Here is an 18,100-nt window from a genome sequence, read left to right on the forward strand (position 1 = left end):
GAACGCCGACGCGGGACAGGCTTATCTCCGCCGGATCGTGCGGAGGCGGTTCGTGTATCGCTAAATGCGGGCACAAGGCAAGATCGAACTTGTGTGAAGTTGGTGGTTGCCGACTTTTCCCTCCGACCGAAACGAATTAGTGTCCCCTCTGTTCGGGGAGGTGTCCGATATTGAAGTTTCTGGCGCGTAGTCTCGGCCTCCTGCTTGTCGCCGCCGGCTTTATCGGCCTGGTGATCGACGGAACGCGATCGATCGTCAACGACGCTATATCGTTCAAAACCCTGAGCGAACTCGTCACGGCACTATTTCCGGGCGGCGTGCCGGGGCTGCGAGCCAGCATTGCTCACCCCGCGATTCCGTGGCTATGGGACCCAGTGATGGTCCACGTGCTTCAGTTCCCAGCCTCCTTGACGGCCTTCGTGCTGGGCGGCTCGTTGCTGTGGCTCGGCCAGAAGCCGCTCGAGCCCATCGGCTACCTCGCGGGACGCTGAGCCCTCTCACGGGAAGGTAGCGCCCCTCCCGTCGCGCTCCTGAAGCACCTACATTGAGAGGGACCATTGAGGAGGTCCCCATGTCGATCTTCAGAAAGCGCCTTGATCTCCCGACCGCAGGCGAGGCCCTGCCGGGCCGGGCGTCGCCGATCCCGACCGAGAGCCATCACTTCGTCAATGGACGCGCCCTCCAGTCGCCCTATCCGGACGGCATGGAGAAGGCGCTGTTCGGGCTCGGCTGCTTCTGGGGCGCGGAGCGTAAGTTCTGGCAATTGGGGGAGGGGGTCTGGATCACGGCGGTCGGCTACACGGCCGGCATCACGCCGAACCCCACTTACGATGAAGTGTGCTCCGGCCTCACCGGGCACAACGAGGCGGTGCTCGTCGTGTTCGATCCCAAGCGCATCTCCTATGACATGCTGCTCAAGACATTTTGGGAGAGTCACGATCCGACGCAGGGCATGCGTCAGGGCAATGACACCGGCACGCAATATCGCTCCGGTATCTATGTCTTTAGCGATGACCAGAGAAAGGCCGCCGAGGCCTCCTGCGAGGCTTATGCGCGCTCGCTCGAGGGGCGCGGCTACGGTCCCGTCACGACGGAAATTTTCGATGCAGGACCGTTCTATTTTGCCGAAGGCTACCACCAGCAATATCTCGCCAAGAACCCGAATGGCTATTGCGGGCTTGGCGGCACGGGCGTCTCGTGCCCCATCGGAGTGGGCGTCTCGGCCGGTTAAGATATTGCGCACGTTCCGCCATCATGGCATCCCACCCCGATCACAAGGGAGAGCATGATGATTGAACGGGTCCTGGAGCGTTTTCTGTTTGCGAGCCGCTGGCTCCTGGCGCCGTTTTATGTGGGCCTTGTCTTCTCGCTGGCGCTCCTGCTGCTCAAGGCCATGCAGGAGCTTTTCCATTTCGTCACCCACGCGCTGCAGGCGACGGAATCGGATGTCATCCTTGGGGTCCTGACGCTCATCGATCTCACGCTCACGGGCTCGCTCATCGTGATCGTGATCTTCTCCGGCTATGAGAACTTCGTGTCGAAGATCGATGCTGCGGACCACAAGGACTGGCCCGACTGGATGGGCAAGATCGACTTCACCGGCCTCAAGCTGAAGCTGCTTTCCTCCATCGTCGCGATCTCGGCGATCCAGGTGCTCAAGGCTTTCATGAACCTTGAGAACGTCTCGGACCGCAACCTCACCTGGCTCGTGGTGATCCACCTCGTCTTCGTCGGCTCCGGCGTCGTCCTGGCGCTCACCGACCGCATCGCGGAAGGTGGCTCCAACCACAAAGCAGCGAAGAACACCGCCTGAAATTTTTTAGGGCGCGCTGAGCACGCCTCGGCATTCCGCAGGCAACTGCGCCATCGTCAGCGGCGGGCGCGGCTTGCCGGGCTTCGGGTGCAGCATGTCGGGCGTGAACCATTGCGCCAGCTCCGCGCCGCAGCCATCGCCCGCGGGTGGCGGATCCTGGTCCTCGCAGGCGTTGCCCTGCGGACAAGCGATGCGGATGTGGAAGTGATAATTGTGCCCCCACATCGGCCGCACCTTCGTCAGCCATGAGCGATCATTGCCAGCCTCGCGGCACAAAGCTTTCTTGATCGCCGGATTGACGAAGATCCGCGCCACCTCCGGCTCCTTCGCGGCAGCGCGGAGGAGGGCGGTGTGCTGCGGCGTCCAGGTCTGCGGATTGATGTCCAGCATGTCCTCGCGGACCACGTTGGTCGCCGGCAGCTCCTCACGCTCCTGACGGGTGAGACGGCGCGTGGGCATCGGCGTCAGCCAGACATCCGCATCGAGTCCGACCTGATGCGAGGCATGGCCGGTTATCATCGGGCCACCGCGCGGCTGCGAGACATCGCCAATCAGAAGGCCGGGCCAGCCGTTGATCTGTGGGGCTCGCGCGGACAGTTTTTTAAGCAGCGCGACCAGCTGTGGATGCCCCCAGTTGCGGTTGCGCGACAGGCGCATGACCTGCCACGTGTCGCCGTCGATGGGGATCGCGCTCGCGCCTGCGACGCAGCCCTTGGCGTAGCTGCCGATGGATTGTGAAGGCAATGCGGCGGGCTTGTCGCGGCGGCCGAATAGTTCCTTTGCCGCCGTCCCTGGTGCGTCGGGATTGGCGAGCGGCGGGAGTGGTTGGGGATTGAGCGTACCCTTGTCCTGGGCGGAAGCGGAGCCGCCGATGAGGAGGGCCGCGCACATGGCCAAGCATCGAATCTTACTCATGCTCTCAAGCTAGCCTGTGCTGCCAAGCAACGGAATGGCCGTCCGGTGGTGCATGTTGTCGCCGCGCTCGACAGGCCATGGCCGGGCTTCCCAGAGCCGGAACCGGCATTTCAGCCGGGGCGTTTCCTTCGCAATCGACAAAAGACAGGGAGCGAGACGATGCCGACGGTTGCGCAGGGTGGCGGCGCCAAAATTGCGCATGAGCTGATCGCCAGCGACAAGGTGGAAGGGACGCCGGTCCGTCGCATGGACGGGGAGAAGATCGGGACCATCGAGCGCGTGATGATCGATAAGAAATCCGGCAAGGTCGCCTATGCGGTCATGAGCTTCGGCGGGTTCATGGGGTTAGGCGAGGAATACTACACGCTGCCCTGGGGAGTGCTGACCTACAATACCCGCCTGGATGCCTATGAGCTCAATCTCTCCGAGGAGCAGCTCCGCGGTGCGCCGCGCCGCAACGCCGAGGGACACGACCTTTCCTACGATCGCGAATGGGAGGAGCACGTCCATCGCTATTACAATGCGAGCCCCTATTGGGATGAGGACGATCCCATGAGCGTCGGCCGCTGACGGGCGGTTGCCCTCCAAAAGAAAATCGCCCGGCCGGAGCCGGGCGATTTTTTATGCCGATGCGCCGGCGAACGGGAGATGGACTCCCCTTCCGGCGCGGGCCGACATGGCGCGCTTAGCGCTTCTTCGCGCCCTTGCGGGGAGCCGAACGCTTGGCGACGGTCTTCGACTTCTTCGTCGCCGAGGTACGGCTCGTAGCGGCGGCAGCGCGCTTCGTGGCCTTCTTGGCGGCGCGGGGCTTCGAAGCCGTGCTCCTGGCCTTCACCGCGGTGCGGCTGGCCGAACGAGCGGAGGTCTTCTTCGCGGAACGCGCGACGGTCTTCTTCGCAGCGGTCTTGCGAGCCGTGGTCTTCTTCGCAGCCGTCTTCTTGGCAACGGTCTTGCGGGCCGAAGCCTTCACCGCCTTCTTAGCGGCGGGCTTCTTAGCGGCGGACTTCTTGGCCGCCGAACGTGCGGAGGTCTTCTTCGCAGCGGTCTTGCGGGCCGAGGCCTTCACGGCGCTCTTCTTCGCCGAAGCCTTCACCGCCTTCTTAGCGGCGGGCTTCTTGGCGGCGGGCTTCTTGGCCGCGCTCTTCTTCACAGCGCTCTTCTTCACAGCGCTCTTGGCGGCCGATTTCGCAGCTGCCTTCTTAGCGGCGGGCTTCTTCGCAGCAGCTTTCTTGGCGCCGGTCTTGGCCGCCTTCTTGCTGGTCGAGCGACGCGCGCTGGTCTTCTTCTTGGTGCGGGTCGCACCGGTATCACCCGTGAACAGCATGGTCAGCGGGTTGGACTTATCATCTGTCGGCATAGCCGCCTCCTTCAAGGGCCTTCGCGTGCAACCGTCACGCTTGCAAGGCAACGTCGTTATACCAAGCGGGTTCCGATTAACGGAAAGTGTAGAAAGTAGAACGATCACATTTTCTGTGGATACTTTGACCCGTTGGTAGGTCTGAACTTGCGCTCCGAGAGCGCCCTCGCGAGCGGCGAATGCGAGTCGCAAATGCGTTGCTTGGGCGACTCTTGGATCATCTGAAACGCGATAGAAGAGGCGAATTGTGATTCAAAAAATCCTTTCTAAAACAATGCGTTACAGGAATTGAAAAACGCCGTAGCGCTTCGTCAGCATGCGCGCGGCGCGCTTTCAGACACATCGTCGACGGAGTTGCGCGGCACGCGTTTGAAGACTCCGAAATCGGCTCTTCAGAGGCTCGAAAAAAAAGTTGTGATGCGCGTCGAAAAAACGCGGTTTGGAGTCGCCGAGGGGCGTCTGCCCTGCGCAGCGAGTCAAGAATCACCTGCGCCGATACGTGACGTAGCGGCAGAATTTGTCCTCGCGATACGCCTGTCGAGGCGCATATGAGGTGGCATGCGTCGCCCCGATCATCTCATCGAGTCTTCACGCGACGGGCGCGGCGGGTTATCGGTGTGGCCCCGCCACGATCCTCGATCCACCGTGCCTCATCGCAACATTTTCGCCGTCGTCTTTTGGATGAGCGGCGCGCTCCTCTCCTTCTCCGCAGCGGCGGTCGCCATCCGTGAGCTGTCGTCGACCTTCTCGGTGTTCGAGATCATGTCGATGCGCAACGTATCCGGCCTCGCGATCCTCCTTGGCTCCGCCTTCGTGATGCCGGAGTTGCGGCCCGGGTTGAAGCCGCGCCGCTTCACGCTCCATCTCGTCCGCAACGTCCTGCATTTCGTGAGCACCGATATGTGGGCCTACAGCCTCACGCTTCTGCCGCTCGCGACCGTCTTCGCGCTCGAGTTCACCTCGCCCGCCTGGGTGGCGCTGCTGGCGATCCCGCTGTTGAAGGAGCGAATGAATCGCGGGCGTTTCGTTGCCATCGTGCTCGGCTTTGCGGGGGTGCTCGTCATTCAGCGGCCGGGCATCGGCACGCTGCAGCCGGCAAGCTTCATCGTGCTTGCGGTGGCCTTCATGTTTGCCCTCGTCGCCATCCTCACCAAGCGGCTCACGCGGACCGTGAGCACCTTCTCGATCATCTTCTTCATGAACCTGATCCAGCTGCCTCTGAACCTCGCCGGGGTCGGTGGTGCGTTCTGGCACAGGATCGAGCTGGCCCACACTCTGCCCCTGATGGGCATCTGCCTCGGCGGGCTCCTATCCCATTACTGCCTCACCAACGCCTACCGCCATGGCGATGCGAGTATGGTGGTGCCGCTCGACTTCCTGCGTATTCCGCTCATCGCATTCGCCGGCTGGCAGCTTTATCAGGAGCAGCTCGATCCCTATGTGTTTGCGGGGAGCGCCTGCATCGTCGTAGGCCTCGTCTATAGTCTGCGTCGCGAGGCAAGATCGGAATGAGTTGGTCGCCACAACAGGATGCTGCGCTTAAAGCGGTCGCCGATTGGCTGCGCCGTGGCGACCGGCAGACCTTCCGCCTGTTCGGCTATGCGGGCACGGGCAAGACGACGCTCGCACGGCATATTGCCGAAGGGGTGGAGGGAGAAGTCGCGTTCGGCGCCTTCACCGGCAAGGCGGCCTCGGTTCTGCGCGCCAAAGGCTGCGCGGATGCCTCCACCATTCACTCCATGATCTACCGTTCGCGGGAGTCCGATGAGGGCGGCCCGCAATTCGTGCTCAACCGCCAGAGCCCGGCCTCCAAGGCCTCGCTCATCATTATCGACGAGTGCTCGATGGTCGATGAGGAGCTCGGGCGTGATCTCTTGTCCTTTGGCCAACCCGTCCTCGTGTTAGGCGATCCGGCGCAGCTTCCCCCGGTGAAGGGCGGTGGCTTCTTCACCGAAGCGGAACCCGACATGATGCTCACCGAGGTGCATCGCCAGGCGCGCGACAATCCGATCATTCATATGTCGATGCAGGTGCGCGAGGGCGGAAGGCTGGAGCCGGGGTCTTATGGTGAGAGCCGCGTCATCCGCCGCCGCGAGATCGACGCTGCGGCGGTGATGGCTGCCGATCAGGTTCTTGTCGGCCTCAACAAGACGCGTCGGCTCTACAACACGCGCCTGCGCGAACTCAACGGTTATCGCGATCCGATGCCGGCAGCGGGCGAGAAGCTCGTCTGCCTGCGCAATGACAAGACCAAGGGGCTGCTCAACGGCGGCATCTGGACCATTCTTGCGCTACGCGGCATCCGCAACGATTTCGTCCGCATGGACGTGGCGGCGGAGGACGATCCGCGCCGCCGCGCGGTGGAGGTTGCGGTTCACAAGACCTTCTTTGAGGGAGCGGAAGAGGGTATCCCCTTCGTATTGCGCCGCGAGTCCGATGAATTCACCTATGGCTATGCGCTGACCGTTCACAAGGCGCAGGGTTCGCAATGGGACGATCTCGTGCTTTTCGATGAATCCTACGCATTTCGAGAGCATCGCAGCCGCTGGCTCTACACCGGCCTGACGCGTGCCGCCGACAAGGTGACGGTGGTCGCCTAGCGGCATTCCGCCCCGCAATTCCGACATCCTTCCGCTCAATTTTGCAGCAACTCATGCACTGAGTGCATGAACCCCCTGCTGCCTTGAGTCTGTTACATCCTGTCCAGGCCGCTATGAGGGGCGCACCAAGTTGTGCGTTTCACGGCCCTAGCGCGAAACATTCTGTCCGCGGGGTCGTGAGAGCGTGAAAACGCGAAAGGATTGTTTTGATGAAGCGCCGCGCTTTTCTGCAAACCGCCACCGCCGGAGTGGCGGCGGGAGCGATTGCCAAACCTGCCATTGCCCAGTCGATGCCGGAGATCCGCTGGCGTCTCAGCTCCGGCTTCCCGAAGTCGCTCGACACCCTCTTCGGGGGCGGTGAGCTTTTGGCGAAATACGTGGCGGAGGCGACGGACGGCAAGTTCATCATCCAGCCCTTCGCGGCCGGTGAGATCGTCGGCACGCCGCAGGCGGCCGATGCGGTCGGCAACGGCACCATCGAGATGGCGCATACCTGCTCCTATTACTACATCGGCAAGGACCCAACTTTCGCCATTGGCACGAACCTGCCGTTCGGCATGAACTCGCGCCAGACCAATGCCTGGCTCTATCACGGCAACGGCAACGAACTGCTCAATGAGTTCTATGCCAAGTACAACCTCTTCGCGCTGCCTGCGGGCAATACGGGCGCGCAGATGGGTGGTTGGTTCCGCAAAGAGATCAAGACGGTGCAGGATCTCTCCGGCTTGAAGATGCGCATCGCGGGGCTCGCGGGCCAGATCATGGGGAAACTCGGCGTCGTGCCGCAGCAGATCGCGGGCGGCGACCTCTACCCTTCGCTCGAGCGCGGCACCATCGACGCCGCCGAGTGGGTCGCGCCGTACGACGATGAGAAGCTCGGTCTCAACAAAGTCGCTCCCTATTACTACTACCCCGGCTTCTGGGAGGGCGGCCCCGCCATTCACTTCTTCATCAATCTGCAGAAGTGGAACGAGTTGCCGAAATCCTATCAGGCGGCGGTGATAGCGGCAGCCGGCTACGCCAATGTCGACACGCAGGCGAAGTACGATGCGCGCAATCCGGCGGCCCTGCGTCGCCTGATCGGGGCCGGCGCGCAGCTGCGCCCGTTCTCGCAGGAGATCATGGATGCGGCCTATAAGGCGGCGAACGAGATCTATGACGAACTGTCCGCTTCGAACCCCAACTTCAAGAAGCTGTACGACAGCTACAAGGCGTTCCGCGGCGAGGAATATCTCTGGTTCCAGGTCGCCGAATACGCCTACGACAGCTTCATGATCCGCGCCCGCGCGCGTGGCTGATCACGTGAGCCGGGCGAGCGGATTGCGCTTGCCTGGCTCTAATTGCTGATGTCGGAGGTATCACCGCCGGCGAGCTTCTTGGCGAAATAGGCGACGGTGCGCGAATAGACTTGCGACTTGTTCCATTCGCGCAGCACCTCGAAATTCGGTGCGCCGGGCGACCAATCGGCGCCGCGGACCCAGCCATGGCCGACGAGGAAATTGGCCGTGGACGCGAGCGCGTCGGCCGCGCTGTGCAACAGGTCGGCCCTGCCGTCGCCATCGAAATCGACCGCGTACTTAAAGTAGGCGGACGGCATGAACTGGGTCTGGCCGAGTTCGCCCGCCCAAGCGCCGCGCATCTCGGCTGGCGTCAGATCGCCGCGCTCGACGATGCGGATGGCGTCCAGAAGATGCCGTTCAAACATCTCCGACCGCCTGCAATCATAAGCGAGCGTCGCGACCGAGCGGATCGTCGCCATGTTCCCTTTCACCGCACCGAAATCGCTTTCTAGCCCCCATATCGCCACCAGCACGGGGCCCGGAACGCCGAAGCGCTGCTGAATCCGCGCGAGAGTCGCGGCGTGCTTTTTCAGAAGCGTCGCTCCCATCCTGAGCCGATAGGGCGACACCATGCGGCCCGCGAACTGCTCGAAGCTCTGCTTGAACACGCCCTGGCCGCGATCCTTGCCGATGACGCTCGGATCGAACGTCACGCCGCTCAGAGCGGTGCGGATTGCATTGGCGGAAATGCCTTCGGCCACGGCTTCCTGGCGGATGTCACCGAGCCATTTCTCAAAACCCGCGGGGTCGCGGCAAGTCGCCGCCGAGGCCTGGCCCGCAAGACACACGAGGGCCGCGGTCAACGAGATGCACAAGGCTTTCCGCATTGTTTTTCTCCTCTCACCGTCGCGCTTCGCGCTGTTTGCGAGGTAGGGCTGTGACGCTGCAACTCAAGGCCGGCAGGCCGCAGGGAGGCAACCAGATGGCCTCAAAAGCGTTGCTTTTGCCGTGGAGCTTGCGCCGCGAAATATTGAGGAGAATCAGTCATGTTGACTGCGAAGCGCTGTGTCGTCGCGCTCGCCGCCTGCTTCGTGGCGCCTTCCGTCGGGGCTTCTGCCGCGCCGTCAGCGTTCGTTGCCGCGCCTGAAACCGTCAGGGCTCAGTTCGATCCTGCTTCGCAGGAAACACGCGTCGCAAGCCGTGTAACGCCCGACCTTTGTTTCTCGCTGGCGCTGCCGCAGGAATGGCGGGTGGATACCGGCGATCTCAAGACGAGCTTGAGCGCTACTTCGTCGGACGCGGAACTCGGCCTGAACCTGCGATCTGCGCGGGAGCTGTGGAATCTGCCGCAAACCGATCTCGCACGCCGCGATGCGGCCTTGCTTCAGCGGGACTATGAGGGTCTTTTCGGCCGTCCCGCGCAAGCCGTTTCGCTCGTCTCGCCCGTGGCCGGAGCCGTGCGCTGGAGCGCGACCTGGATCGACGCGAACTTACCGGGCTTATCGCATGCTTTGACGGTCGAGACCGTCATCGTGCCATTGTCTCGTGATTGGGTTCTCGAACTCTCGTTGAGCAATGTCGAGGCTCGCGAAACCTATAATGCGCTCGTGTGGCAGGTGCTGTCCGGTTTGCGCGTACAGGATGGCGCTGGGTGCTGAAGGCTGGATACCGTAATCGTCCGCGCTGGTGGCAGCGTTTCAGTGCAGCGCGGATAGCCTCGATGCGGGCGGGGGAGGGCGCAAAGAGCGCTGGGAGGCCAACGAGCCCCCATTGCCATGGCAGCGCCTCTGCCGTTACGGTAGCTGAAGAACGCTCCCAACCCGTTTTCGACAGGGCTGGCTCCATGTTGACGCGTCTCACGAAGCTTGTCCCGGCCAATTCGCCGATCGCCATCGTGATCGCGCTCCTGTGCGTGGCTCTCGCGACCTTGGCCCGCATGTCGCTCACGCCGCTGCTCGGTGCGACCTCTCCCTTTCTCACTATCTTTCCGGCGGCGCTGGTCGCAGCATTGATTGGTGGGGTCATTCCCGGTCTTGTAGCCATTGTCGCAGCGGTCCTGTCCGTCTGGTACTTCTTCATTCCTCCAGCCTTCGCCTTCGGGGCCGTGTCGTTTGAGGTCGGCGCGGCCGCCGTGTTTTATGTCGGTGTCGCGCTGCTCATCGTGCTCGCCGTCGGCGCGATGCGAGGAGCCTTGGCGCGCGTCGAGGCCGTGCAGGAAAAGCTTTATGCGGCGCTGGCGACCTCAAAGACCGGAACCTGGCGTTGGGATATGCGGAGCGATGTGGTCGAATGGGACCCGGCGACGGGAGATCTGTTCGAGCGCGACTATCGGCATGGACCGAAAACGCTGGAAGAGTTCCTTGCGATCGTTCACCCGGACGACAGGGAGCTGATGCTCAATGTGGTCAGTGAAGCCGTGCGCACGCGAGAGGTAGCGTCTTATGAGTTTCGCGCGGTGCTTCCCGATGGATCGGTCAAGTGGATGTTCGAACGCAGCCGCGCGGTCTGCGATGCGGATGGTCGCCCGCTTTATATGATCGGTGCTTCTGTCGATATCACCGACCGTAAGCGTGCCGAGGAGCGCCAGGTCTTGCTGCTGCATGAGCTGAACCACCGCGTCAAGAATACCCTGACCACCGTTCAGTCTCTCGCCAGCCAGACGCTCCGTAGCAGCCACTCGCCGGAGGAGTTTCAAACCGCTTTTCTGGCGCGGCTCATGGCTCTTTCGGCAACGCACGACATCCTCACCCGCACCCTGTGGGAAGGTGCTCCCTTAAGCGATGTGATCGCGGCGGAGTTCAAGCCCCATGGCGGCATCGACGGGCAGCGGATCAGCGCCCTCGGCGAGTCGGTGGAACTTAAGCCCCAGCAGGCGCTGAGCCTCGGCATGGCTTTTCACGAACTGGCGACGAACTCGGCCAAATACGGCGCATTGTCGACGCCGCAGGGCAGCATCACGGTGTCCTGGATCGTGAAGGCGAACGGGAGCGTGGACCGACAGCTCTCGATCCTCTGGCATGAGTTCGGCGGTCCGGACGTGTATCAGCCCACGCACGAGGGTTTCGGCACGCGGCTTATCCAGCGCAGCATCACCCACGAACTTGGAGGTGAGGTTGAGATCAGCTACCACCGCAGGGGCATCGAATGCACGATGCAGTTTCCCTTAAGCACCGCGTGAGGAGATTTTTATGGACGTGATCGTTTATCACAACCCGCAATGCGGGACCTCGCGCAATGTGCTCGGCCTGATCCGCAATGCGGGCATCGAGCCGCATGTCATCGAGTATCTCAAGACGCCGCCGACGCGCCTGCTCCTGCGCCAGCTCATAAAACGCATGGGGATCGGTGTGCGTGATGTGGTGCGCCGGAAGGGCACGCCCTTCGATGAGCTTGGGCTCGGCGATCCCTCTGTCACGGACGATCAGCTCCTCGATGCCATGATGGAGCGCCCGGTCCTGATTGAGCGCCCCATCGTGGTGACGCCTTACGGCGTCAAGCTCTGTCGCCCGTCTGAAGCCGTGCTCGACATTCTGCCCGTGCCGCAACTCGGCGAGTTCAGGAAAGAGGACGGCGAGCTTGTCATCGACGCCGCCGGGCGTCGCGCCGCGATAGCTTAAAAGAGCGCGCTCGCGCCGCGGATAACCACGTAGATCCCGACCGTGATGACGAGCCCCGCGAAGATCATCGCGAGAGCTTGCTTGCGTCCGGCGAGGCGCTTGCCGAGCGACACGCCGCCAAGGCCGCCGATCAATCCGCCACCGATGAACAGGGCAGCGATCCCCCAATCGACGAGGCCGGAGAAGGCGTAACTGAAAGCGGTCGCCGCGCCGAAGGCCGTCACGGCGATCAACGAGCTGCCGATGGCGAGCGGCAGCGTCATGCCGGTGGCGAGCATCAGGCCCGGTACCACGAGAAACCCGCCGCCGATGCCGAAAAATCCGGAGAGGAGACCTACGCCGAAGCCGGTGCCGAGCAGGGCGGGCAGAATCCTGCGCGCGTTGTCCCGCGTCAGGAGCACATTGGCATCGCCTCCCGCTTTCTTCCGCCGCAGCATCATCAGGCCGACGACGATCATCAGAAGACCGAAGAGCGCCAGCAATCGCTGCCCATCAACCGACTTCGCAAGGCTCGCTCCAACGAGCGCGCCAAGAACGCCCGCGCTCGCGAAGACGAGGCCGCAGCGCCACTTCACGTTTCCCGCGCGCCAATGCGCCATGAGATTGCCGAAAGCGCTGGCAGACACGGCGAGCGCGCTCGTACCAATGGCGACATGCGGTGATGCGATGCCGACCGCATAAACGAGAAGCGGAACGGCGAGGATCGAGCCTCCGCCACCCACGAGTCCCAGGATCAGCCCAACGAGAGCGCCGGACCCCATCGCAATTCCATTGGCAATAAGCAGCGACATGTCGGTCAGGCCTTCGCTGGAGCGGCAGGCTTCCGGTTCCAAGGCGCAAGCGCTAGAAGCCGCGCCATGCCGCAGAACCCCGTAGCGCCGGCAAAGATCAGGCCCGCGCCGACGAAGGCGGAAAGGGCATAGAACCAGGGATTCACGAACGTGCCGAGAAGCGCGCCGAGGACCACGAGCGAGCCTGCCGCAATCTGTACCTGACGCATCATTTCGAGCGGTTGGCTCTTGTCCTGCGCAACCGGCAGCCCAGCTTTCTTCCAGGCGTCGATGCCGCCTTCGAGAATATAGGCGTCGCAGGCCACAGCCGACGCGAGGCGTTGCGCGTTGCCGGCAGTACGCTGGCCCGACCGGCAATGGAAGATCACGGCGTTGCCACTGGTGCCGACGGAGCCGTTGAGCCGGGATAAGGCATGATGATGGGCGCCGGGAATGCGCTCACGCGCATGTTCGTCCGCCTCGCGGATGTCGACGAGCACGGCACCCTTCGCGATCAGGTCCTTGGCCTTCTGGGGCGAGATGGTTGCAAGAGACACTTTGGGAAACTCCGTGTGAGACGCCGCCGTTAACGGCGGCAATAGAGGCGATGAAGCTCGGCCATGAGGCTTTCGATGCGCGGGTCGGCGATACGGTACCAGAGCGTCTGGCTCTCCCGCCGGAAGGCGAGAATGCCTTCGTCGCGCATCTTGGCGAGGTGCTGCGACAGGGCCGACTGGCTGAGGCCCGAGGCCTCCACCAACGTGCCCGCCGTCGCCTCGCCGCACTCCGCCAGCTTGCACAGCATCATCAGCCGCCGCTCGTTGCCGAGCGCGCGCAGGATGTTCGCAACCTCGAGGGCGTTGGCCTCGAAATCCGCAAGGTCCGGCGGGGGAAGGGTCATGACGTCGTCCTATTAAATTAGATATTGCTAAATTAGCTATCACTAATATATATGTCAAGCACGATCTCAAAAGGAGCTGTCCATGACCTCTCAGGCGAAGCCCGTCATCCGCGCCTTCTTCGACGAACCTACCAACACGGTCAGCTATCTCGTCGCCGATCCGGCGACCAAGAAGGCCGCCATCGTCGATCCGGTGCTCGACTACGATCATCGCTCTGGCAAAGCTTCCATGAAGTCGGCGCAGGGGCTTTTGGCGGCAGCGCAGGAGGCGGGCTACACCATTGAATGGGTGCTGGAAACGCACGCCCATGCGGATCACCTGTCCGCCGCGCCCTACGTCAAGCTGAAGACCGGCGCGAAGGTCGGCATCGGCGAGCATATCCGCGAGGTGCAAAAAATCTTCCGGCCCATCTTCGATGCCGCCGACGTATCCGGCGACGGCACTGAGTTCGACCATCTCTTCAGGGATGGCGAGCGCTTCCGCATCGGCGAGCTGGAAGTGGAGGTGATGCACGTCCCCGGCCATACACCCGCCGACATCGCCTACAAGATCGCGGATGCTGTCTTCGTCGGCGACACCATGTTCATGCCTGATTACGGCACCGCCCGCGCTGACTTTCCCGGCGGCAGCGCACAGAGCCTCTACCGCTCAATCAAGAAGATCCTCGGCCTTCCGCCGGAGACGCGCCTGTTCATGTGCCACGACTACAAAGCGCCGGGCCGCAGCGACTACGCCTGGGAGGCCACGGTCGGTGAGCAGGTCGCGAACAACGTGCACCTCAAGGACGGCGTGACGGAAGAGCAGTTCGTCGCCATGCGCGAGGCGCGAGATGCGACGCTGGCTGCACCGACGCTTCTTCTCCCCTCCATCCAGGTCAACATCCGCGCCGGCAATTTGCCGCCGCCGGATGCGAACGGCGTGCGCTATCTGAAAGTGCCGGTGAAGATCGCGGCGTAACAAAAAGGGCGCGCTTGCAGCGCGCCCTTTTTGTTTGTGAGTGAAGTGAAACCTCAGCTATCCATCTTAAGGGCTGCGATGAACGCTTCTTGCGGGATGTCGACCTTGCCGAACTGGCGCATCCGCTTCTTGCCTTCCTTCTGCTTGTCGAGCAGCTTGCGCTTGCGGCTGGCGTCACCGCCGTAGCACTTGGCGGTCACGTCCTTGCGCAGCGCGCGGATGGTTTCGCGGGCAATGATCTTGCCGCCGATCGCGGCCTGCACCGGGATCTGGAACATGTGCGGCGGGATCAGCTCTTTGAGCTTTTCGCACATGGCGCGGCCGCGGCTTTCGGCGCGGGTGCGGTGCACCAGCATGGACAGCGCATCGACGGGCTCGGCATTCACCAGCACCGACATCTTCACGAGATCGCCTTCGCGATAGTCGGAGATGTGGTAGTCGAACGAAGCGTAACCCTTCGAGATCGACTTCAGGCGGTCGTAGAAATCGAACACCACTTCGTTGAGCGGCAGGTCATAGACGACCATGGCGCGCTTGCCGACATAGTTGAGGTCGATCTGGTTGCCGCGCCGGTCCTGGCAGAGCTTGAGCACCGAGCCGAGATATTCGTCGGGCGTCAGGATCGTGGCGCGGATCCACGGTTCCTCGATGGCTTCGATCTTCATCACGTCCGGCATGTCGGCTGGGTTGTGAAGCTCCTTCACCGTGCCGTCGGTCATCTTAAGGTGATAGACCACGCTCGGTGCGGTGGAGATGAGGTCGAGGTTGAACTCGCGCTCCAGGCGCTCCTGAATGATTTCGAGGTGCAGCAGCCCCAGGAAGCCGCAGCGGAAGCCGAAGCCGAGCGCGGCGGAGGTCTCCATCTCGAAGGAGAAGCTGGCGTCGTTCAGGCGAAGTTTGCCCATGGCGGCGCGAAGGTTCTCGAACTCGGCGGCGTCGACGGGGAAGAGACCGCAGAACACCACCGGCTGCACGGGCTTGAAGCCCGGAAGCGCCTGGGCGGTGGGCTTGCGGTCGTCGGTGATGGTGTCGCCGACGCGCGTATCGGACACTTCCTTGATCGAGGCGGTAAGGAAGCCGACCTCGCCCGGCCCGAGTTGAGCCATGTCCTGCATCTTCGGGCGGAAAACGCCGATCTTGTCGACGCCATAGGTGGCGTTGGTGCCCATCATCTTGATGGTCATGCCCTTTTTCAGCACGCCGTCGATGATGCGCACGAGCACGACCACGCCGAGATAGGCGTCGTACCAGGAATCGACGAGCATCGCCTTCAGCGGCGCGTTCTCATCGCCCTTCGGCGGAGGCAACTTCTTGACGATGGCTTCCAGCACGCCCTCGATGTTGAGGCCTGTCTTGGCGGAAATCGGCACGGCATCCGAAGCGTCGATGCCGATCACCTCCTCGATCTGCTCCTTGATCCGGTCCGGATCGGCGGCGGGCAAGTCGATCTTGTTGAGGACGGGCACGATCTCATGGTTGGCGTCGATAGCCTGATAGACGTTGGCGAGCGTCTGCGCCTCCACCCCTTGCGAGGCGTCCACGACCAGGAGCGAACCTTCGCAGGCTGCCAGCGAGCGTGAGACCTCATAGGCGAAGTCCACGTGGCCGGGGGTGTCCATGAGGTTCAGGATGTAGGTCTTACCGTCTTCAGCCTTGTATTCCAGGCGCACGGTCTGGGCCTTGATGGTGATGCCCCGTTCCCGCTCGATATCCATGTTGTCGAGCACCTGCTCCGTCATCTCGCGGGCGGTGAGCGCCCCCGTGGTCTGGATCAGGCGGTCGGCAAGGGTCGACTTCCCGTGGTCGATATGGGCCACGATGGAAAAGTTGCGGATCAGGTCGAAAGTATGTGCGCTCATGCCGGGCACATAGCAGCGCGGGCACAGGAAGCCAAGCGAAGGCGTTGTCGCGAAGGGGAAAATCGGCGGGAAAGCCTCGGCTTGGGGCCAGGGTGGGCAACGCTTTGGGGCCTTGGGGCGTTGACGAGGCGCTTCCCCTTCCGGGGCAGTTCGCGCCGGGCGGCTCACGGCCCGGCCCGTCCAACCAACAAAAGGACCCGGACGATGACGAAAGTACGCATGCTCCGGCCGCAGCGGAAGGCGGCCGCTCTCGATACCCCGACCGACCTCGCGCCTGATGCCGTGGTCGAGATTTCCAGAGCTCTCAATACGCTCCTTGCCGATACGTTTGCTCTTTACCTAAAGACCAAGAATTTTCACTGGCATATGAGCGGGCCGCATTTTCGCGACTACCACCTGCTCCTCGACAAGCATTCCGAGCAGATTTTTGCCATGACCGACGACATGGCGGAGCGCGTCCGCAAGATTGGCGGCATGACCATCCGCTCCATCGGCCACATCGCGAAACTGCAGCGGGTCGACGACAACGATGCCGAATTCGTGCCGCCGCTCGATATGCTGCGAGAGCTTCTGGCCGACAACAAAGCCTTCACTGCCAACATGCGCGCGGCCCATAAGATCTGCGACGACAACGGCGACGTCGCAACCGTCAGCATGATCGAGGTCTGGATCGACGAAACCGAACGCCGGACGTGGTTCCTCTTCGAGGCCAGCCGGGGCGCGGACCGCACCGGGCACTAGGACGGCGGGTTAGCGTCCGCGCTCGAGAATGCGTGAGACCACCTTCGCGGTGTAATCGACCATCGGCACGATGCGGGCATAGTTCAGCCGCGTCGGGCCGATGACGCCGACGACGCCGACGATCTTCTGGTTCCCGTCCCGGAAAGGCGCGGCGATCATCGACGAGCCGGAGAGCGAGAAAAGCTTGTTCTCCGAGCCGATGAAGATGCGCACCCCTTCGCCGCCTTCGGCGCGGCTCAGCAGGTCAATCACGTCCGTCTGGGTTTCGAGGTCGGCGAAGAGCAGGCGGATGCGCTCAAGGTCCTCCGTGGCCTTCAGGTCATCGAGCAGGTTCGCCTGGCCGCGCACGATGAGCTGACGCGATTCCACCGGCCCCACCGTGGTCGCGAGGCCTGCCTCGACGAGCTTGGCGGTGAGGCCGTCGAGTTCCTTCTCCATCTCGGCACGCCGGCGCTGGATGTCCTGCCGGAGATCGCCGAGAGTGCGGCCCTGAATGCGCGCGTTGAGAAAGTTTCCCGCCTCCACCAGCGCACCGGCGGGCAGGCCGACGGGTAAGTCGAGCAGGCGATTTTCCACCGATCCGTCCTCGGACACCAGCACCACGAGGGCCCGGGCGGGGTCGAGGCGCACGAACTCGATGTGTTTGAGCGCCGCATTGGATTTCGAGGTCACCACCACGCCTGCGCCCCGCGACACGCCGGACAGCAGCGTCGAGGCCTCCGCCAGCGCGGTCTCCAGGGTGTGGCCGGAAGCGGCGGCCCTCATCTGCGCTTCGATATGGGCCCGCTCCTCCGTCGTCACGTCGCCGATTTCCATCATGGCATCGACGAAGAAGCGCAGGCCCGTCTCCGTCGGCAGGCGTCCAGCGCTGGTATGGGGCGCGAAGACCAGCCCCGCCGCCTCCAGATCCGCCATCACGTTGCGTATCGAGGCCGGGGAGAGCGGATGGGTCAGAACGCGCGCAAGATTGCGCGATCCGACCGGCTCACCAGTGACGAGATAGGTCTCGACGATCTGGCGAAAAATCTCGCGCGAGCGCTCGTTCAGGTCCGCAGCGAGGCGGGCTTCTAGTGAGGAGGGCGAAGAACTCGAAATAGGCATCACAATCGAAAGTCTGGACAAGCTCATCCGGTGAGGGACAGGGCGGCGATAGGAATATGGGAGCTTCGCGTCCCGAACGCCAGCGCTAAACACGGTCTATGCCGTGGCCGAATCCCGGCGATCACCGCCATAACAGGGATGTGTGTTCCCCCACATTTCTACGCGCCTGAGGTTGCCAAGGTCCGAGC

At 62.9% G+C, this 18,100-nt stretch carries 20 protein-coding genes; 12 read left to right on the forward strand and 8 right to left on the reverse strand.

Translation table 11 applies throughout. From position 1 onward, the window contains the following. Positions 1-170 precede the first annotated feature (170 nt). The 3 genes from HB375_RS04910 to HB375_RS04920 all read left to right on the forward strand — a co-directional run bounded on the left by HB375_RS04910 (position 171) and on the right by HB375_RS04920 (position 1,813). On the forward strand, positions 171-491 hold the full coding sequence (locus HB375_RS04910) for a PetM family of cytochrome b6f complex subunit 7 (protein WP_167671875.1): 321 nt from the start codon (positions 171-173) through the stop codon (positions 489-491). A gap of 80 nt (positions 492-571) precedes the next feature. Then, complete coding sequence (gene msrA, locus HB375_RS04915) at positions 572-1,231, forward strand: peptide-methionine (S)-S-oxide reductase MsrA (protein WP_167671876.1); 660 nt, start codon at positions 572-574, stop codon at positions 1,229-1,231. Between the two features lie 57 nt (positions 1,232-1,288). Next, a complete protein-coding gene (locus tag HB375_RS04920; protein WP_167671877.1) occupies positions 1,289-1,813 on the forward strand; it encodes a TIGR00645 family protein in 525 nt (174 codons plus the stop codon). 6 nt (positions 1,814-1,819) lie between these two features. On the opposite strand, the gene mepA is transcribed toward HB375_RS04920, so the two are convergent. Further along, complete coding sequence (gene mepA, locus HB375_RS04925; protein ID WP_246728359.1) at positions 1,820-2,704, reverse strand: penicillin-insensitive murein endopeptidase; 885 nt, start codon at positions 2,702-2,704, stop codon at positions 1,820-1,822. A 183-nt stretch (positions 2,705-2,887) separates the two neighbouring features. Between mepA and HB375_RS04930 the strand changes: the two genes are divergently transcribed. Next, on the forward strand, positions 2,888-3,298 hold the full coding sequence (locus HB375_RS04930; RefSeq protein WP_167671879.1) for a PRC-barrel domain-containing protein: 411 nt from the start codon (positions 2,888-2,890) through the stop codon (positions 3,296-3,298). A gap of 115 nt (positions 3,299-3,413) precedes the next feature. Here the strand turns inward: HB375_RS04930 and HB375_RS04935 are convergent, their stop codons facing one another. After that, positions 3,414-4,085 (reverse strand): histone, encoded by a 672-nt coding sequence (locus HB375_RS04935; RefSeq protein WP_167671880.1) that lies wholly within the window; start codon positions 4,083-4,085, stop codon positions 3,414-3,416. Between the two features lie 558 nt (positions 4,086-4,643). Here HB375_RS04935 and HB375_RS04940 point away from each other — a divergent pair. From HB375_RS04940 to HB375_RS04950, 3 genes are all read left to right on the forward strand, one after another. Then, a complete protein-coding gene (locus HB375_RS04940; RefSeq protein ID WP_205800066.1) occupies positions 4,644-5,597 on the forward strand; it encodes a DMT family transporter in 954 nt (317 codons plus the stop codon). Next, positions 5,594-6,685 (forward strand): ATP-dependent DNA helicase, encoded by a 1,092-nt coding sequence (locus HB375_RS04945; RefSeq protein ID WP_167671881.1) that lies wholly within the window; start codon positions 5,594-5,596, stop codon positions 6,683-6,685. The genes HB375_RS04940 and HB375_RS04945 overlap by 4 nt, the downstream gene beginning before the upstream one ends. A 209-nt stretch (positions 6,686-6,894) precedes the next feature. Beyond that, positions 6,895-7,983 carry a TRAP transporter substrate-binding protein gene (locus HB375_RS04950; protein WP_167671882.1) on the forward strand — a complete coding sequence of 363 codons (1,089 nt, stop codon included), beginning with the start codon at positions 6,895-6,897 and terminating at the stop codon, positions 7,981-7,983. Between the two features lie 38 nt (positions 7,984-8,021). On the opposite strand, the gene HB375_RS04955 is transcribed toward HB375_RS04950, so the two are convergent. Continuing rightward, on the reverse strand, positions 8,022-8,852 hold the full coding sequence (locus HB375_RS04955) for a lytic murein transglycosylase (RefSeq protein WP_167671883.1): 831 nt from the start codon (positions 8,850-8,852) through the stop codon (positions 8,022-8,024). Positions 8,853-9,011: 159 nt separating this feature from the next. Between HB375_RS04955 and HB375_RS04960 the strand changes: the two genes are divergently transcribed. The 3 genes from HB375_RS04960 to arsC all read left to right on the forward strand — a co-directional run bounded on the left by HB375_RS04960 (position 9,012) and on the right by arsC (position 11,582). After that, positions 9,012-9,623 carry a hypothetical protein gene (locus HB375_RS04960; protein ID WP_167671884.1) on the forward strand — a complete coding sequence of 204 codons (612 nt, stop codon included), beginning with the start codon at positions 9,012-9,014 and terminating at the stop codon, positions 9,621-9,623. A gap of 185 nt (positions 9,624-9,808) precedes the next feature. Continuing rightward, positions 9,809-11,143: a sensor histidine kinase gene (locus HB375_RS04965; RefSeq protein WP_167671885.1), complete on the forward strand. Its 1,335-nt coding sequence runs from the start codon at positions 9,809-9,811 to the stop codon at positions 11,141-11,143. A 10-nt stretch (positions 11,144-11,153) separates the two neighbouring features. After that, entirely contained in the window at positions 11,154-11,582 is a 429-nt protein-coding gene (gene arsC / locus HB375_RS04970) for an arsenate reductase (glutaredoxin) (RefSeq protein WP_167671886.1), read from the forward strand. On the opposite strand, the gene HB375_RS04975 is transcribed toward arsC, so the two are convergent. From HB375_RS04975 to HB375_RS04985, 3 genes are read right to left on the reverse strand one after another with little or no spacing between them, the layout of a single operon-like run. Continuing rightward, positions 11,579-12,373 carry a sulfite exporter TauE/SafE family protein gene (locus HB375_RS04975; RefSeq protein ID WP_167671887.1) on the reverse strand — a complete coding sequence of 265 codons (795 nt, stop codon included), beginning with the start codon at positions 12,371-12,373 and terminating at the stop codon, positions 11,579-11,581. The two genes, arsC and HB375_RS04975, sit on opposite strands and share 4 nt — an antisense overlap. A 5-nt stretch (positions 12,374-12,378) precedes the next feature. Further along, a complete protein-coding gene (locus HB375_RS04980; protein ID WP_167671888.1) occupies positions 12,379-12,909 on the reverse strand; it encodes a rhodanese-like domain-containing protein in 531 nt (176 codons plus the stop codon). A 29-nt stretch (positions 12,910-12,938) separates the two neighbouring features. Further along, on the reverse strand, positions 12,939-13,253 hold the full coding sequence (locus HB375_RS04985) for an ArsR/SmtB family transcription factor (RefSeq protein ID WP_167671889.1): 315 nt from the start codon (positions 13,251-13,253) through the stop codon (positions 12,939-12,941). An 82-nt stretch (positions 13,254-13,335) separates the two neighbouring features. Here HB375_RS04985 and HB375_RS04990 point away from each other — a divergent pair, with 82 nt between their 5' ends. After that, a complete protein-coding gene (locus HB375_RS04990) occupies positions 13,336-14,211 on the forward strand; it encodes an MBL fold metallo-hydrolase (protein WP_167671890.1) in 876 nt (291 codons plus the stop codon). Between the two features lie 53 nt (positions 14,212-14,264). Here HB375_RS04990 and lepA read toward each other — a convergent pair whose 3' ends face one another. After that, positions 14,265-16,070 carry a translation elongation factor 4 gene (gene lepA, locus HB375_RS04995; protein WP_167671891.1) on the reverse strand — a complete coding sequence of 602 codons (1,806 nt, stop codon included), beginning with the start codon at positions 16,068-16,070 and terminating at the stop codon, positions 14,265-14,267. Between the two features lie 204 nt (positions 16,071-16,274). Here lepA and HB375_RS05000 point away from each other — a divergent pair, with 204 nt between their 5' ends. After that, a complete protein-coding gene (locus HB375_RS05000; protein WP_167671892.1) occupies positions 16,275-16,811 on the forward strand; it encodes a Dps family protein in 537 nt (178 codons plus the stop codon). Positions 16,812-16,820: 9 nt separating this feature from the next. On the opposite strand, the gene hrcA is transcribed toward HB375_RS05000, so the two are convergent. After that, on the reverse strand, positions 16,821-17,912 hold the full coding sequence (hrcA, locus tag HB375_RS05005; RefSeq protein WP_246728360.1) for a heat-inducible transcriptional repressor HrcA: 1,092 nt from the start codon (positions 17,910-17,912) through the stop codon (positions 16,821-16,823). Positions 17,913-18,100: the final 188 nt, after the last annotated feature.

This window comes from Microvirga terricola (assembly GCF_011777495.1).
Taxonomy (GTDB): domain Bacteria; phylum Pseudomonadota; class Alphaproteobacteria; order Rhizobiales; family Beijerinckiaceae; genus Microvirga; species Microvirga terricola.